13 protein-coding genes are annotated in these 15451 nt (G+C 41.8%); 7 read left to right on the top strand and 6 right to left on the bottom strand.

Going from position 1 to position 15451, the window contains the following annotated elements; translation table 11 throughout:
* Window positions 1-6 precede the first annotated feature (6 nt).
* Genes D6V41_RS03510 through D6V41_RS03500 form a run of 3 tightly spaced genes read right to left on the bottom strand, consistent with a single transcriptional unit; the run spans window position 7 to window position 2442 of the window.
* The gene (locus tag D6V41_RS03510; RefSeq protein WP_136250109.1) at window positions 7-1287 is read right to left on the bottom strand and encodes an NAD(P)/FAD-dependent oxidoreductase; all 1281 of its coding nucleotides are present in this window, start codon (window positions 1285-1287) and stop codon (window positions 7-9) included.
* Window positions 1280-2020, bottom strand: a complete 741-nt coding sequence (locus D6V41_RS03505) for an SDR family NAD(P)-dependent oxidoreductase (protein ID WP_136250108.1) — start codon at window positions 2018-2020, stop codon at window positions 1280-1282. The genes D6V41_RS03510 and D6V41_RS03505 overlap by 8 nt, the downstream gene beginning before the upstream one ends.
* A complete protein-coding gene (locus D6V41_RS03500) occupies window positions 2020-2442 on the bottom strand; it encodes a nuclear transport factor 2 family protein (protein WP_136250107.1) in 423 nt (140 codons plus the stop codon). The genes D6V41_RS03505 and D6V41_RS03500 overlap by 1 nt, the downstream gene beginning before the upstream one ends.
* Window positions 2443-2599: 157 nt before the next feature.
* Between D6V41_RS03500 and D6V41_RS03495 the strand changes: the two genes are divergently transcribed.
* From D6V41_RS03495 to D6V41_RS03485, 3 genes are all read left to right on the top strand, one after another.
* Window positions 2600-3166: an LON peptidase substrate-binding domain-containing protein gene (locus D6V41_RS03495; protein WP_136250106.1), complete on the top strand. Its 567-nt coding sequence runs from the start codon at window positions 2600-2602 to the stop codon at window positions 3164-3166.
* Between the two features lie 206 nt (window positions 3167-3372).
* Window positions 3373-3987 (top strand): sigma-70 family RNA polymerase sigma factor, encoded by a 615-nt coding sequence (locus tag D6V41_RS03490; protein WP_136250105.1) that lies wholly within the window; start codon window positions 3373-3375, stop codon window positions 3985-3987.
* Entirely contained in the window at window positions 3980-4678 is a 699-nt protein-coding gene (locus D6V41_RS03485; RefSeq protein ID WP_136250104.1) for a ChrR family anti-sigma-E factor, read from the top strand. Before D6V41_RS03490 ends, D6V41_RS03485 begins: the two co-directional genes overlap by 8 nt.
* Window positions 4679-4735: 57 nt before the next feature.
* Here the strand turns inward: D6V41_RS03485 and D6V41_RS03480 are convergent, their stop codons facing one another.
* Window positions 4736-5503 (bottom strand): outer membrane protein assembly factor BamD, encoded by a 768-nt coding sequence (locus tag D6V41_RS03480; protein ID WP_136250103.1) that lies wholly within the window; start codon window positions 5501-5503, stop codon window positions 4736-4738.
* A 135-nt stretch (window positions 5504-5638) separates the two neighbouring features.
* On the opposite strand from D6V41_RS03480, the gene rluD reads away from it, so the two are divergent.
* The 3 genes from rluD to clpB all read left to right on the top strand — a co-directional run bounded on the left by rluD (window position 5639) and on the right by clpB (window position 10105).
* A complete protein-coding gene (gene rluD, locus D6V41_RS03475; RefSeq protein ID WP_136250102.1) occupies window positions 5639-6625 on the top strand; it encodes a 23S rRNA pseudouridine(1911/1915/1917) synthase RluD in 987 nt (328 codons plus the stop codon).
* Entirely contained in the window at window positions 6625-7449 is an 825-nt protein-coding gene (gene pgeF / locus D6V41_RS03470; RefSeq protein ID WP_136250101.1) for a peptidoglycan editing factor PgeF, read from the top strand. Before rluD ends, pgeF begins: the two co-directional genes overlap by 1 nt.
* A gap of 85 nt (window positions 7450-7534) precedes the next feature.
* Window positions 7535-10105, top strand: coding sequence for an ATP-dependent chaperone ClpB (gene clpB, locus D6V41_RS03465; RefSeq protein ID WP_136250100.1), 2571 nt, complete (start codon window positions 7535-7537; stop codon window positions 10103-10105).
* 89 nt (window positions 10106-10194) lie between these two features.
* On the opposite strand, the gene prsT is transcribed toward clpB, so the two are convergent.
* Window positions 10195-12972, bottom strand: coding sequence for an XrtA/PEP-CTERM system TPR-repeat protein PrsT (gene prsT / locus D6V41_RS03460; RefSeq protein ID WP_136250099.1), 2778 nt, complete (start codon window positions 12970-12972; stop codon window positions 10195-10197).
* A gap of 86 nt (window positions 12973-13058) precedes the next feature.
* Window positions 13059-13919, bottom strand: coding sequence for an exosortase-dependent surface protein XDP1 (gene xdp1 / locus D6V41_RS03455; protein WP_136250098.1), 861 nt, complete (start codon window positions 13917-13919; stop codon window positions 13059-13061).
* A 343-nt stretch (window positions 13920-14262) separates the two neighbouring features.
* Between xdp1 and pssA the strand changes: the two genes are divergently transcribed.
* Window positions 14263-15099 (top strand): CDP-diacylglycerol--serine O-phosphatidyltransferase, encoded by an 837-nt coding sequence (gene pssA, locus D6V41_RS03450; RefSeq protein WP_136250097.1) that lies wholly within the window; start codon window positions 14263-14265, stop codon window positions 15097-15099.
* Window positions 15100-15451: the final 352 nt, after the last annotated feature.

The following is a 15451-nucleotide window of genomic DNA, read 5'->3' as shown; positions in this document are numbered from 1 at the left end:
ACTCTGTCACAATTGAGCTCCAAAGCGAGTGCACACATCCAAAGCGCTTCTAACGCCATCTTCATGAAATCCGTTATACCAATAAGCGCCGCAAAAATGTAAACCTTCTTTTCCGCAAATTGTGTCTCTAAGTTGCTGCGCCTTCACCATCTCAGGACTGAATTGCGGATGCGCATAGTAATAGGTGCCCAAGATTTTATCTTCGTCGATGGCCTTGGTGTTATTCAGTGTGACGCAAAATGTGGTGTCACTTTCGATTCGCTGCAAAATATTCATATTATAGGATACTGCCGCAGGTGCTTGATGTTCACCTTCCTTACCTTTTATCCGATAATTCCAACTTGCCCATGCTAATTTGCGTTGCGGTAAAACAGCGGTATCGGTGTGCAGAACCACCTCGTTCATCGCATAGGGAATTGCCCCTAAAATCTGCTTGAGGCTGTGAGCATGATTGTCTTCGAAGGATTCAAGATCCAGCATCTTTAAAGCTTGGTCACTATGACATGCCAGCACTACCTCATCGAAGCGATAATCTCCATTTGCGGTACTTAGCACATAAGCATTTTCTGTTTTGGTAATTCGCTTTACTGCGCAATTAAGACTAATTTTTTCCTCAAAACTTTCTGTGAGCGGCTTAATATACTGCGAAGAGCCTCCAATGAGTGTGTACCATTGAGGGCGATTTGTAACGTTTAACAAACCGTGATTGTTGAAAAACTTAAGAAAAAAACTTAAGGGAAAATTAGCAGACGCTTCAAGGCTGGTTGACCAAATGGCAGCGCACATCGGCAATATATAATTTTGAATAAATTGCTCGCTCAGTTTGTGCTGACGAATAAATTGCAAAAGGGTGATGTTGTTAGTGTCGATATCTTCTCTGATGGCTTGTTTACACACTTTATTAAATTTTAAAATGTCCAAAACCAAGCGGTAAAAAGATGGGGATATCAGATTTCGACGCTGTGCAAAAAGGCTATTAAGGTTATTTCCATTGTATTCCAAACCCGATGTTTCATTTCTGACACTGAAGCTCATCTCGGTTGCTTGTGATTTGACTTCAAGTTGCTTCATTAGTTTTATAAAATTCGGGTAAGTCCAGTCGTTGTAAACAATAAACCCTGTATCAATTGCATACGTCTTATTATTTACCTCGACTGTTTTGGTTGCAGTATGGCCGCCAATATAGTCATTTGCTTCAAATACATGAATGTTAGCTACCTTGTTAAGCAGATAGGCGCTTGTTAATCCAGAAATACCGCTGCCGACAATGGCAATTTTCTTAGTCATTATTTTTCTTTCTCTTGGTTTTTTTGCGCATGCCTATGCAAATTTTGCGCTGTAGGAATTCAGGTAAAAAGTTTAAAAATCGTATAAATGCACTGAATCGTTTTGGAAAATAAATTGCAGACGAGTCGCTAAGTATTCCATCAAGCATATATTTTGCTGCAGCTTCTGAGCTTATTGCCATTGGCATTTCAAAATCATTTTTGTCCGTTAAAGGTGTTTTAACAAAGCCAGGAGAAATACTTTGTATTTTAATACCTTTAGAAGCCAAATCTACTTCAAAACTTTTAGCAATGTAATGCAACGCTGCCTTACTCCCGCCATATGCCTGGGAGCGAGTAAAGGGCAACAAGCGAGCCAAGCTATCTACAAAGGCAATTTTGTTTCCGCGCTCCGCATTAGGAAGTAAGGCAGTGATGACGTTTACTGCCCCAAATACATTTATCTCAAATACTCGGCGAAACATATCTGGCTCAACATCGTTGATGTCTACGTATTCACAGGTGCCAGCATTGATTACAGCAATGTCGAATTTGATATCGCGCAAAGCATCTTTTGTTGCCTCAAAATCAGTAGCGTCAAAACGACAGCCCGTTATTCTTGCTTTGCTTGAAAGCTCTTCGAGTTTTTCTTCATTGCGTCCGCACGCAATGACTTCATGGCCTTCTTCAGCAGCGTAAATCGCCAGTGACTCGCCAATTCCGGACGTTGCGCCTGTAATTAAAATTTTAGCCATTACTGCAAACTCCTTTTGATTTTTTTAATGATTCTGCCGAGCAAGGGCACATGTTCATACACCATTTCGCCTAAATCGTAATAATCTCGATGAAATACGATCTTGTCGTTTTCAACAGTAAGCAATGTAATGCCGTCCACTGCTACAGGATTTCCTTTATTTATGCGAGAAGAAGTAAATCGCATAGTCCAATTGACAACAAATCCATCTTCGCCCGCCGATTTTTTGTTGTGTATCTCAAACTCGCAGTATTTAGCGTTTTTCAGCAGTTTGGAGAAATAATGCTCTACTGCTTCTAGGCCCTTATGTCTCGCTATCGGGTCTATAAAAACCACGTCGTTACTGTAGATGGTTTTAAGCGATTCAACCTGCATAGACGCCAAGTCGGTATAAAAACGTGAGAAAGACTCAATAACAGACATGTCACTTCTAATGGTTAGCAATTGATTTGTAAATGTTTTACTACACCGATTATAGTCAAGATCATCATATTAATTATTTTTAATCGAGAGCAAGAACGATCTAAGTGCGCTGCTTATTAGTACAAATTTCATATTTGTCAAATTAGGTGTTAAGCGTATGAAAGTACCGCTCTTTCCCTTGTCTTCACATGTGCTACCTGAAGGGAGAATGGCGCTACGAATTTTTGAGCCAAGATATACTCGCATGATTAAGGAAGTTTGTGCATCAAACTCTGGTTTTGTAGTTTGCATGATCAATAGTGCCGGAGAAAAATCAAACAATACGCACATTTTTCCCCTAGGCACGTTTTGTACTGTTATTGATTTTGACGTGCTTGAAGATGGATTACTCGGCGTAACAATTGAAGGACAGTATTGCGTCAGTATCAGTGATATTGAAACTCAGCACGATGAATTGCGAGTAGGGCATGTTGAGAAATCAGCAATGTGGCGCTGTTCTTCAGACATTACCGAAGTAAAGATAATGGCAGAGCGTCTAAAAGAAATATTCGACCGCTATCCCGAGGTAAGTGGCTTATACAATAAATTTCGATTCGATGATCCTGCCTGGGTAATTAATCGGTGGTTGGAATTGCTTCCGGTTGGGGCGCAGCAAAAGCAACATTTCTTAACGCAGCAAAGTTGCGACAAGGTAGTCAAGTATCTTTCTCAGTTAATCGAGTGAACTTCGGATAGCGATAGCGGGTGCTATATTTACTGCCGCTGTCGTCTCCAAGGTAATCTTTGAAAAATAATCTTGAAATTATTTGACGTACAGAATGATGATATTAGCAAGGCAAGGAACATTAAATAGATTTAACTATCTAGGCAGATTTCTTTCGCTATACTGAAATCCACACTATAGTTATTAATACTTTTAAGGTGACTTGAATGCTTATTGGAATTCCGTTGGAAGACAAGAAACACGACTCTACTAAACCAAAAGATTGTGCTGCCGAGATGTCTGCCCATTTGGATACTGTGGCAAAAGAAAGATGTAAGCTCTCCTTTTCTAAAGTCTTTGGTTACTTTGCACCACGTTTACGCTCATATGCGCTTAAACAAATGGGGAATGAAGCACTTGCCATGGAGCTAGTTCAAGATACAATGTCAAACGTGTGGCAAAAGGCTCACCTGTTTAATTCAGAGAAAGGGTCTCCCTCAACGTGGATTTTCACGATTGCTCGAAACATCCGCTTTGACATGTTACGCAAGCTTCAAAATCGAAAAGAAGACGTTTGTTCAGATGATTTATGGCCAGTCTTGTGCGAACAAACGGCGGATTTGAACGAAGCTCCGCTCGATGAACAAGTTACGCTTGAACAGGTTGGTCAGTTTTTTGAAAACCTACCGCTAAAGCAAAAAGCAGTAATTGAAGCGATTTACATTGATGGGAAATCGCAACAAGAAGTGGCTGATGAGTTAGAAATACCTCTTGGCACAGTGAAGTCGCGTACCAGACTCGCTTTGCAAAGACTTAAGGAAATGCTTAAAGAACATGATTAGATTTCACCCAACCAGCCGCGCTTTGGCTGGTTTTGCTGAAGGCCTAATTGCGCCGAATGAATCGCTTGTTGTTTCTGCCCATTGCGACATGTGTCATTCGTGCAGAAATAAAGTGAAGACCATGGCAGAATCTGTCGCTCAAGCTTATTTGTCGGAACCCTCACAAACGTCAAACGCAGTGGACAACGAATTAGCTAACATGTTTGACGCCATTGTTAGCCGCCCGGAAATTGAAATCAGGTCTAAACGCACATCGGCAGATTTTAGAAAGACTGTTAAGGTAAACGGCAAGTCCTTTACCGTTCCACAATCCTTGCAGCGCTATGCCGCCAGTATGGGTTCATGGTCCCAATTAATTGGAAAACTGTGGCAAGCGCCGGTAATGATTGGCGGCAAAAATCTCGCTAATTTCATTTATATGGAAAAAGGCGGTAGCGTACCTGAGCACACTCATATCGGTAATGAGCTTACTTTGGTCATCGATGGTACCTTTTCTGATGGACTAAATGCTTATGAAACCGGTGATTTCATTGCGCTTTCAACAAGCGATACTCATACGCCAGCGGCCAATATGCACGAGGGGTGCCTTGTTTTTAGTATTATTGATGAGCCTCTTCACTTTACCAGCGGGTGGGCTAAACTTATCAACCCACTGAGTCATTTATACTTCAAGGTATCTACAAAAAATTAAAAAAGCAGCGTGACGCTGCTTTTTTAATTCTGAATCTCATCGACTTGCTAGACTTGATTATCGAATAAACTCGCTGTCTGGAAAATTCAAACGTAGTGTTTTAACCGCATTATCACGCAAGTCATCCAAGCCGAGCTCATCATAACTGGCAACCATTATCTCTAAGGCAGGTCTGATTTGCGGAGTGTCTGGATAATGCTCAAGTACATAGCGTCCGCGATTAGCGGCAGCTACGTACGCTTCTCTTCTCATATAAAATCTGGCCACTTCAATCTCGTATTTTGCCAAGCGATTTTTAATAGCCAGCATGCGCTGCTTGGCATCAACCGCATATTTAGAATCAGGATACTTTTCGATTAGCCTTCTAAAATCTTCAAACGCCTCTTTGGATTTTGAAGGATCTCTATCATCTCGTTCAACATTCATCAGAGACTGGAAAAGATTGGCGTCCTGTTCCATGTTTGTCACGCCACGCATGTAAAGGGCATAATCCACATCTGCATGATTGGGGTTTAAACGGACAAAGCGGTCTATCGTAGCCAAGGCCTGGTCACTATTTCCAGACTTATAATAGCTGTATATTAAATCCAGCTGGACCTGATGAGATAGGGGACCAAAGGGAAAACGCGAATCGATACTGCTCAAGACTTCTGCAGCAGCAGCGAAATTACCATTGTCCATGTTACGTTTTGCTTGTTCATATAAGGCGGTCACGCCCTGATTAGCGAGCATCTCGCGCTCTTCTTCTTCAGAGCTACTACACCCCGTTAACCCTATCACAGCGATACTTATTAATATCGCAAGGCGATTTCTGACTTCCTTCATATTTGCGTCTTTTCTCTTACTGCGTTAATTACTGAGCATTTTACTACAGATACTAGACACTGACATCAAAAGTTACGTCTGCTTTTATTGTCAGCACTTGATATACTGTGCATATGTTTTCGAATGATGTTGTTTATGAATCAGCAAGTCAAACCTATTTCACTGTCGAACGAGATTCCGCTTGATGCATTTAACTTAAGACTAGACCAATGCATTGCACATTTGTTCCCGGATTATTCACGTTCAAAACTCAAAGAATGGATTATACAAGGTTGCGTAAAGGTCAATGGCGAGGTCATTACGAGCCCACGGCATAAAGTAAAAGGGGCAGAATTAGTTTCTATTGAGGCGCAACAGCAAGTTCAGGTAGAGGATGAACCACAACAAATTGATTTGGATATACGATATGAAGATGAGCAAATCCTTATTATTAACAAACCAGCTGGATTAGTTGTCCATCCCGGGGCTGGCAATCAATCAGGCACCTTGCTTAATGCTTTGTTAGCGCATGTACCGGATATCAAAAATGTTCCGCGTGCGGGAATTGTCCATCGTCTCGACAAAGAGACGACCGGATTAATGGTTGTGGCTAAAACCTTAAATGCGCAAACCAAGCTTGTTGATCAACTGCAGCAAAGAGCAATGGGAAGAGAGTACGAAGCGGTTGTAATGGGAAATTTAATAGCGGGTGGCAGCGTAGATGAGAACATTGGACGACACGCCAGCAAACGAACGCTCATGGCAGTAAGAGAGAATGGGAAACCGGCCGTTACGCATTATCGTGTGAAGAAAAAATTTCGAGCGCACACCTATTTGCGACTAAAACTTGAAACAGGTCGTACACACCAAATTCGCGTGCACATGGCCTACATTAAACATCCATTGGTTGGCGATGTGCAATATGGTGGGCGAACGCGGCTTCCTAAACATGCCAGCAATGCTTTTATCGATTGTTTAAGAGGATTCAAACGTCAGGCCTTACATGCGATTAAGTTAAGTCTTCATCACCCAGAAACAAACGAATTAATGACGTGGGAAGCTCCTTTGCCTGAAGACTTTACGCAACTATTAGCACAACTTGAAGCCGATGCGAAAGAGAATGGCTATGGCGAATTTAATTAGTGAATAAATTTATTTTCCCTGCTAATCCCATTGCGCCTCGTGTGCTCTGTTTTACAACAACCAAGCGCCCGGGAGCTAGCGCTGGTGATTTTGCCGAAAACAATTTGGCTGAGCACGTTGGCGATGATGCACAAGCGGTTGCTAAAAACCGTCATTCCTTAAATCTTGATTTGGCAGAATTATTGAATAGTTCACCAGAAGATAAAAATCATATAAGCCCAAAAGAAATCGCTTATCTAAATCAGGTTCACTCCAATAAAGTCGCCGATTTCTCGCAAGATAATTGGGCGGATGAAGATTATGATGGTTGTTATTCCAAGCTTTTGTGTCAGCCAATTGCTGTGATGACTGCCGATTGCTTGCCAGTAGTGCTTGCCAGTCTTACAAGTTCTGAGTATGCCGTTGTTCATGCTGGTTGGAAAGGCTTGAAAAATGGGATATTACAAAACGCTTTAAACAAATTTAAGGCCCATCCAGAGGAGATTTCAGCCTGGATAGGCCCATCAATTTGCCAGACGCACTTTGAGGTAAACGAGGAGGTGGCGAAACAATTTTCAGCTTATGCCGATGCTATCTCATTTAATGCGCAAACACAGAAATATCACATTGATTTAAACGAAATCGCAAAATCTCAGCTGGCAAACATGGGCTTGCACTTGATTTCGCTAAGTGGTGTCTGCACGTATTGCGATCCACGCTTATACTCCTATCGACAAGCAACCCATCAGAAGCTTCAGCAAATAAGTGCAGGGGCTTCGAAAAACAACGTAGATCAAGGTCTTGTAGCCTGTGGTAGAGTGGCAACCGTAGTCCTTAGATATTGATGTTGATCATAAAATCATCACATTTGTCTTGAAATGACCCCCTTTAATACCCATAAAGCTGGTATGGATTTTTAGGAGATCAAATATGCGTTTAGACAAATTTACCAGCAAGTTTCAACTGGCTATTTCTGACGCTCAGTCGTTGGCATTGGGTCGCGACAATCAGTATATAGAACCTGTTCATTTAATGTCTGCTTTGCTGAATCAGCAAGGCGGAAGCGTTAGACCTTTGCTGGATCAAACAAAAATTAACGTAAATAGTTTACGCTCGGCTTTAGCTGAAGCCATTGATAAATTACCAAAAATAGAAGGCTTTGGAGGCGATGTACAGCTAGGCAGAGATACAGTTAAGTTGTTGAATATGAGCGATAAAATTGCTCAAAAACGTAAAGATGATTACATCACATCAGAAGTGTTTGTTTTAGCCGCCGTAGAAGATGGTGGACAACTCGGTAATATACTTAAGCAACTCGGTTTGGATAAATCGCAACTCGAGCAAGCGATTGATAATCTCAGAGGGGGTCAAAAGGTTACTGACCAAAACGCAGAAGATGTGCGTCAGGCTCTTGAGAAATACACGATGGATTTAACAGAGCGTGCCGAGCAAGGAAAACTCGATCCTGTAATCGGTCGTGACGATGAAATAAGAAGAACGGTGCAGGTGCTTCAACGACGTACCAAGAACAACCCTGTTTTAATCGGTGAGCCTGGCGTGGGTAAAACGGCGATAGTAGAAGGCCTTGCACAACGTATTATTAATGGGGAAGTACCTGAGGGCCTTAAGAATAAACGTGTGTTGTCACTTGATATGGGCGCTTTACTCGCGGGTGCGAAGTATCGCGGTGAGTTTGAGGAGCGTCTAAAAGCGGTATTGAACGAATTATCGAAAGAAGAGGGCAGAGTAATTCTGTTTATCGATGAACTTCACACCATGGTTGGTGCAGGAAAAGCTGATGGTGCGATGGACGCCGGTAATATGCTAAAACCCGCACTTGCCCGTGGTGAATTGCATTGTGTCGGAGCGACAACCTTAGACGAGTATCGACAATACATAGAAAAGGATGCGGCACTTGAACGCCGTTTTCAAAAAGTGTTGGTGGATCAACCAAGCGTAGAGGATACCATCGCCATACTTCGAGGTCTAAAAGAGCGCTATGAGCTGCACCATTCAGTAGATATTACCGATCCCGCCATTGTTGCAGCGGCTAGCTTATCTCATCGTTACATCAGTGACAGACAATTACCTGACAAGGCGATAGATTTAATCGATGAAGCAGCATCAAGTATTCGAATGCAAATTGACTCCAAACCAGAAGAAATGGATCGCCTGGAGCGCAGAATTATTCAGTTAAAGCTTGAAGAGCAAGCCTTGGCAAAAGAAACCGATGCAGCGAGTCACAAACGTCTGGAGACTATTGAACTTGAACGAGAACAACTAGAGCTGAAATTTTCTGAGTTAGAGAAGATCTGGAACCGCGAAAAAGATGCCATGCAGGGGACCCAAGGAATAAAAGCCGAGCTAGAGCAAGCAAAACTTGATCTGGAAATCGCAAGGCGTGCATCTGATTTGAATCGAATGTCGGAATTACAATATGGGAAAATCCCTGCTCTCGAACAGCGCCTGGAGCAAGCGTCAGAAAATGAGGGGGCAGAAAATACCCTTCTTAAAAACAAAGTAACCGATGTAGAAATTGCAGACGTGCTTTCTCGCTGGACAGGTATTCCTGTAAGCAAAATGCTGGAAAGTGAAAAAGAAAAACTGGTTAGTATGGAGGAAGTGCTTAGCAAGCGAGTAGTAGGACAGGAAGAAGCGGTTAAGGCTGTGTCTAACGCAATTCGTCGATCGCGCGCTGGCCTGGCTGACCCTGATAAACCTTTAGGTTCTTTCCTGTTTTTGGGACCTACTGGTGTGGGGAAAACCGAGCTGTGTAAGGCTCTGGCTAGCTTTATGTTTGATACCGAGCAAGCATTGGTTCGAATTGATATGTCCGAATTTATGGAGAAACACTCCGTTGCCAGACTCGTGGGCGCACCTCCAGGATATGTTGGTTACGAAGAGGGGGGATACTTAACTGAAGCCGTCCGCCGAAAACCCTATTCTGTAATATTGCTCGATGAAGTTGAAAAGGCACACCCTGATGTCTTTAACATTCTTTTGCAAGTGCTGGATGACGGCCGTTTAACTGATGGCCAAGGAAGAACGGTAGACTTTAAAAATACGCTTATTATCATGACCTCTAATTTAGGTTCAGATATTATTCAGTCGCAAGCGGGCGAAGATAATTACGAGCAAATGAAAACCAGTGTAATGCAGGTGGTCGGGAGTCACTTCAGGCCTGAATTTATTAACCGTGTTGACGACATTGTTGTGTTTCATCCTCTGGCAAGAGAACAAATTAAAGCCATTGCTAAAATTCAGCTCGCCGGATTGCGTCAACGCTTACATGAAATGAACTTAAAATTGGAAATTAGTGGTGCAGCACTTGATAAAATAGCTGAAGCGGGATTTGATCCGGTATTTGGTGCAAGACCCTTAAAACGGGCTATTCAAACGAATATTGAAAATCCGCTGGCTGAAAAGCTTTTATCTTCGCGTGAAGACATTGGCGATACTGTCAGAGTTGACGTAGATGAGGAAAAATTAACAATATCCTAAATAAAAAGCAGCTAAATTGTTAAGCAGCTAATCTGCTTATATTAACCAGCCCACCGACAGGCGCTAGTTCCATCGGTGGGTTTCTTTTTTTAGGGCAAATTTGCCAACAGTGCCTCTGCCTCACCTCTATAATCAAAATCACCGAATTGCTCGAGTAAATTGTTTAGTTCACGCTTTGCCTCTGTTGTTCTTCCCAACTGATGCAAGGCGTAAGCAATATGATAACGAACTGCCGTATCGGCAGTGTTCATTGCAAAAGACTGGCGCAGGTAATTCAGGCCTTGTTCAAACTGGCCCATCTTCACAAGCGCCCAGCCAAGTGTATCTAATATTGATTGATTAGTCGGCAAACGGTTATATGCAATTTGTGCTGCGTCATACGCTTGTTGAAAATCTTCTTTTTGTAAATAAACGTAAGCTAAGTTGTTCAATACAAAAGGTAAAAGGCGATAATCTTCATTTTCAATAAGCTGTTGATACAGCGCTAGCGCATTATCATATTCGTTTTTTTCAAGATACAGATCTGCAAGGAGGTTTGTAAGCAAATCATTGCCTTTGTCTTGTTGAATAGCATTTTTAGCAAAAGTGATAAACGCTTCTTGTTCAATTCCTCTTAGCGCTAATTGAAAGCGTTTTATTGCCGCTTGATTAAAACGAGGATCTAATTCCAAGGCGTTTTGGTAATATTGACTGGCTTGTTGAGCATTATTATCTTTCATTGCGAGGTCGCCGAACAAAAGAGATAGATCCGGAGTTTGCCCATACTGTTTTTCCAGTGTCTTTATATAATCCAAAGCATTGGGATCATTTGCATTTATAAGCGTCCTTGCCTTTTCTAACTGGGCAAGATAGTTATTCGGTGCTAATTCGAGCGAGCGATTTATGCTTTTAATCGCCCCCGATAAATCGCGGGCACGTCGTTGGATGATGCTAAGATCAAGCAAAGCGGCTGCGTCATCCACGTAGATTCCGTAAAGTGTATTTAAGTCACTTTTAGCCGATTCGTATTTTTCGGCTGCGATATATATCTCAGCTCGTTGGGCTATAAATTCGGGACTCAAAAAATTGTCTTTGATAATTGGATTAATAAGTTTTACAGCTTCTTCGTATTCCCCTTGAATTTTTAATATATCAATTAACTCGATAAGCGTTGCCTGATGCTGTCTGTCTAATTGAAAGATTTTTTCAATAAAGGTTTTTGCTTGTTCCAAGTTGCCTGCGTTTTTTTCCAGGCGGGTAAGCATAAGCATTACGTCAATTTGTAGTGGATTTTCAGTATGTAAAACTCCAAGCATTCGTCTTGCTTCATTGATACTACCCGATTCCATAAGGACTGAGGCATAATTAAATCGCGCAGAATAATGATTGGGGGATAGATCAAGGATTTCACGCAAAATCGTTCTAGCCTTCTGATTTTGCTGTTGTTTAATGTAGATGCTAGCGAGCAAATTTTTGAAATCCACGCTAGACGCATCTTGGCTAACCAATTTTTCTGTTATCGACATCGCTTTATCAAGCTGATTCGTTTCTATGGCGAGAAGCGCTTTTTCTAGTTGAATGACAAGTTGTTCAGACTCAACACTTTCAAGTACCTTGAGCGCCTGCTCCGGACGGCCCCTCGCAGCGAGTGAGCGAGCTTTGAGCGCAACAAAGGCGGTTTGCTCGGAAAGCTCAGATTCGATTTGTGAAACTAAAAGCGCGCATTTATGGACGAGCTTTGCTCGAATATACAAGTCACACAGTTTTTGACTTAGAGATAGATCTGACTTAACGCGTTTTTCGAACTTTTCTATTAAGGGAATAGCTGAAGCGAAGCTGCCCTCTGCAGCATAGATATCGCTTAACAGCATGTTAGCGTTGAAATTATTTGGTTGGCGATTTAAATATGTCAATAAGTCTTGTCTGGCGGCCTCCAAATTTCCCGTTGCATAGTTTGCCATAGCACTGATGAAAAGCAGACCCTCGCCCCGCTGCATCGCGTCGCTATCGATAAGCGATAAATAGGAGACTAATTCATCTAATGTTTGAGCGGCTTGTTCATTTTCACCGCTCTCCCTTTGAACGTAGCTTAGCAAAAACTTGGCCATGGGCTCTTCTGGCGAGGTTTCTAGAATTGAATTTAAACTGCTTCGTGCCTTCTCCAATTGATTCGTACGAATATAGGCAGAGACTAAATCGCGTAAAACGAGCGGCTGGTCTGAATCAATACCTAAAGCATTTTCCAGGGTTTCAATAAACTTATTGGTGTCGCCCAATAGCGCATATATATTTGCAAGCGTTCGTAAGGCTTCACTATTATCTGGTGATGCATTTACAGCTTCCCTAGCTAATTCTAAAGCCTTTTCAAGATTGTCCTGCTGCGCGTAAAACTTTGCGTAAGCGTCTAATATGGCAGAGTTATTGTTATCTAGCTTTAGCGCCTGATCAAATCGTTTGTAGGCGTCCTCGCTTTGCTCAAGTGCTGCGTGAGCTTTAGCTTGTGCGGCGTAAAGAAACGCACGGTTTTTATTTGATAAGCCTCGTTCTGAGAGCGTTAGTATTTCTTCAAAGCGGCCTTCTACCAAAAGTGAATTGGCTAAATATTCACTAACCAGGTTGGGATCAGCCCCTGCGCTAAGCGCTTCATAAAATTCAGAAATCGCATCATCATAAATAAAAGATAGAGTGAGCACTTTTCCCATCAATATCTTACTGGGTAAGTGCGACGGGTCTTCATTTAAACTATTTTTTAAATGAATATAAGCCTCATCAAACTGGCCGCTATCAAATGCGATATTTGCTTGTTCATATTTATCATTAACTTGAGCCAGAAGCTGAGTAGAAAAGACACTTACAATTAAAAAGAGGACGAAAAGGAGATACTTCATAAAAACAAACTCATTACAAACTTACTTTATTGTACACGAAAAAAAAGGTGGGAAATTACCCACCTTTTATACATAGGAATTTATGCTTAGGCTTTTCGTCTGATCCAAAGCGCAGCACCAAACATAAGTGCAACCATACCTATAGGAGCGCTTACATTGTTTTGACCGGTAGTTCTTTTCGCAAAAGATACACCGGCTATTTTTATGTGATCGGTAATATGACCAGCATTACGCTCAACAGCGTGGGCCGCGCCTATCAACCAATAGCGAGAAAAAATGCTAGAGCCGTTAGTGATAGGAATATGGCCGTTGCTTCCATTTGTTCTGAAATCTGAACCTATGTTCGACCAACCATCGTGAAGGATGCTTGCCCAAGTGTCTGTTGAACTAAATGGATTGCTTGATAGAGTCCCTGAACCTGTATAAGCCATTGCTGAAGCACCAGCGTTGTTTCGATTTCTGCTCGTAGCACCGCTGTTATCGAGATTCGTATATGAGTAATTCCAGCCAGTATTGATACTTGATATATTTACTGCCTCGCTGAAAGACAGAAGAATCATATCGTAATCTTGCATGTTGTTATCAACAGAATGATTGGGCGTATCGTCACCCTCATCCTTATTGATATTCCCAAGTCCGTTGTTCCCATAGCTTGTTAACTGTGTACGTTGAATACACTTATCTTGAACATCTCCTGGACCGCCTGGGTTGTCCATACAACTTGTTCTTCCGCCGTGCAAAGACGATGACCATGCGGTAATTTGTAGGTCAACTCCATGCTTAGTGCCTGTAAGCACATTTGCCGTAACAATTCCGTCGCTGGTGATGTGTGTACTATCTAAATCTCCGCTAGGAGTAAAATCCCAATGACTAACAGTAGACGAGGCCGCGGAAAATGTAGATAACGTTATTAAAAGTGAGGCTATTCCTAAGTGCTTGAACTTCATAGTGCTTCCATATTATTTTTTGCTACTAATTTCCTGCAAAATTCGAACCAAAAACATAATAAATATATTTTTCAATTGCTTGCAGATGAATATAAGGCTTGCGAAACCACGTTTGTAAAAATACCTGACGATTGTCGCAGATAAGATACACATCAGTTTTAGTATACTTGATAATCAACTTTACTTCACATAAATTTATATCTTTTTGCGTGGTTTACCTCCTGATATTGCGAACGAGCAGTGAACGCTTAATCAACAAACCCCTTCAGATAATGTTTATAAAGGCGATGATGCTATGTGTTATCGTCTAAAATGCGTTAAACTCTTATAAAAAAGGAGAGTTATGAACAACAACCAGACCAAACGACGAGGTATTTACCTATTACCTAACTTGCTGACAACCGCTGGATTGTTTTCCGGTTTTTATGCCGTTGTTATGTCAATGAATGGCAATTTCGAAAGCGCAGCCATTGCAATATTCGTTGCCATGATTTTTGATGGATTAGATGGGCGAGTCGCGCGAATAACCAATACGCAATCTGCGTTTGGTGCAGAATATGATTCCATGGCCGACATGGTTTCGTTTGGTGTAGCCCCGGCATTGGTCGCTTATAACTATGGACTAACTGACTTGGGTAAAATTGGCTGGTTAGCAGCGTTTATATATGTTGCCGGGGCCGCATTAAGACTTGCAAGGTTTAATACTCAAGTAGCCACCGCAGACAAGCGTTTTTTTCAAGGACTCGCGTCACCTGCTGCTGCAGCCTTGGTGGCGGGCATGGTATGGTGCGGAATTGATTATGATTTAGCCGGAGACGATGTTAGCTGGCTGGTAGCATTAATTACAGGTTTTGCCGGGCTACTAATGGTAAGCAACTTTAAATACAATAGTTTTAAAGAAGTTGACTGGCATGGCAAGGTTCCATTTGTTGCTATACTCGTAGTGATTTTAGTGTTTATTATTGTTGCTACTGCTCCATCATTGGTTTTATTTATAGTCTTTGTTCTTTACACCATCGCAGGGCCATTTAATACTTTTCGAACGGTCGACAAGGTTACGCTTGAGGATGTTGTGGGCGAAGCAGACGAAGATGCAGACTTCATCGATAGTACATCAAATGATGATAAAGAATCTGAAGTAAAAGAGAACAAATCAACTAGCCCAAAAGAAAAGTCGTAGAAAGCTAAGCTTGGTTGATTGAGATATGAATAGTTAACCAGCGAAAGGTATGTGCGAACCTAAGTATAGAAGCAATACCTGCCTTTTGTTCGAAAATTAAGCGCTCAGATAAAAAATATTAATTTTGTGTTGACCCAGAATCTGATGTCTGTAGAATGCGCGCTCGCTTCAGGGAGAAGACGAAATAAAAGCCACTGGTGATTTAATCAACGCTTTTATCTATCCCTTTAACGATGCGGCGTTCAGCAAAAATGAAATATAAAAATATTTGATAAAAAGCTTGACACCAGATGCGATTAAAGTAGAATTCGCATCCCGCTTGAGAAGGCGGCAAAAAAACGTCATTGTCACG

The sequence above is a fragment of the Ningiella ruwaisensis genome (genome assembly GCF_004798935.1).
GTDB classification, from domain to species: domain Bacteria; phylum Pseudomonadota; class Gammaproteobacteria; order Enterobacterales; family Alteromonadaceae; genus Glaciecola; species Glaciecola ruwaisensis.
This window is presented reverse-complemented; position numbering and strand designations above follow the sequence as displayed.

Bases quoted from the DNA above. Each gene is read 5' to 3' on its own strand.
- D6V41_RS03510 (WP_136250109.1), bottom strand. From the start codon at position 1,287: ATGACTAAGAAAATTGCCATTGTCGGCAGCGGTATTTCTGGATTAACA.
- D6V41_RS03505 (WP_136250108.1), bottom strand. From the start codon at position 2,020: ATGGCTAAAATTTTAATTACAGGCGCAACGTCCGGAATTGGCGAGTCA.
- D6V41_RS03500 (WP_136250107.1), bottom strand. From the start codon at position 2,442: ATGTCTGTTATTGAGTCTTTCTCACGTTTTTATACCGACTTGGCGTCT.
- D6V41_RS03495 (WP_136250106.1), top strand. From the start codon at position 2,600: ATGAAAGTACCGCTCTTTCCCTTGTCTTCACATGTGCTACCTGAAGGG.
- D6V41_RS03490 (WP_136250105.1), top strand. From the start codon at position 3,373: ATGCTTATTGGAATTCCGTTGGAAGACAAGAAACACGACTCTACTAAA.
- D6V41_RS03485 (WP_136250104.1), top strand. From the start codon at position 3,980: ATGATTAGATTTCACCCAACCAGCCGCGCTTTGGCTGGTTTTGCTGAA.
- D6V41_RS03480 (WP_136250103.1), bottom strand. From the start codon at position 5,503: ATGAAGGAAGTCAGAAATCGCCTTGCGATATTAATAAGTATCGCTGTG.
- rluD (WP_136250102.1), top strand. From the start codon at position 5,639: ATGAATCAGCAAGTCAAACCTATTTCACTGTCGAACGAGATTCCGCTT.
- clpB (WP_136250100.1), top strand. From the start codon at position 7,535: ATGCGTTTAGACAAATTTACCAGCAAGTTTCAACTGGCTATTTCTGAC.
- prsT (WP_136250099.1), bottom strand. From the start codon at position 12,972: ATGAAGTATCTCCTTTTCGTCCTCTTTTTAATTGTAAGTGTCTTTTCT.
- xdp1 (WP_136250098.1), bottom strand. From the start codon at position 13,919: ATGAAGTTCAAGCACTTAGGAATAGCCTCACTTTTAATAACGTTATCT.
- pssA (WP_136250097.1), top strand. From the start codon at position 14,263: ATGAACAACAACCAGACCAAACGACGAGGTATTTACCTATTACCTAAC.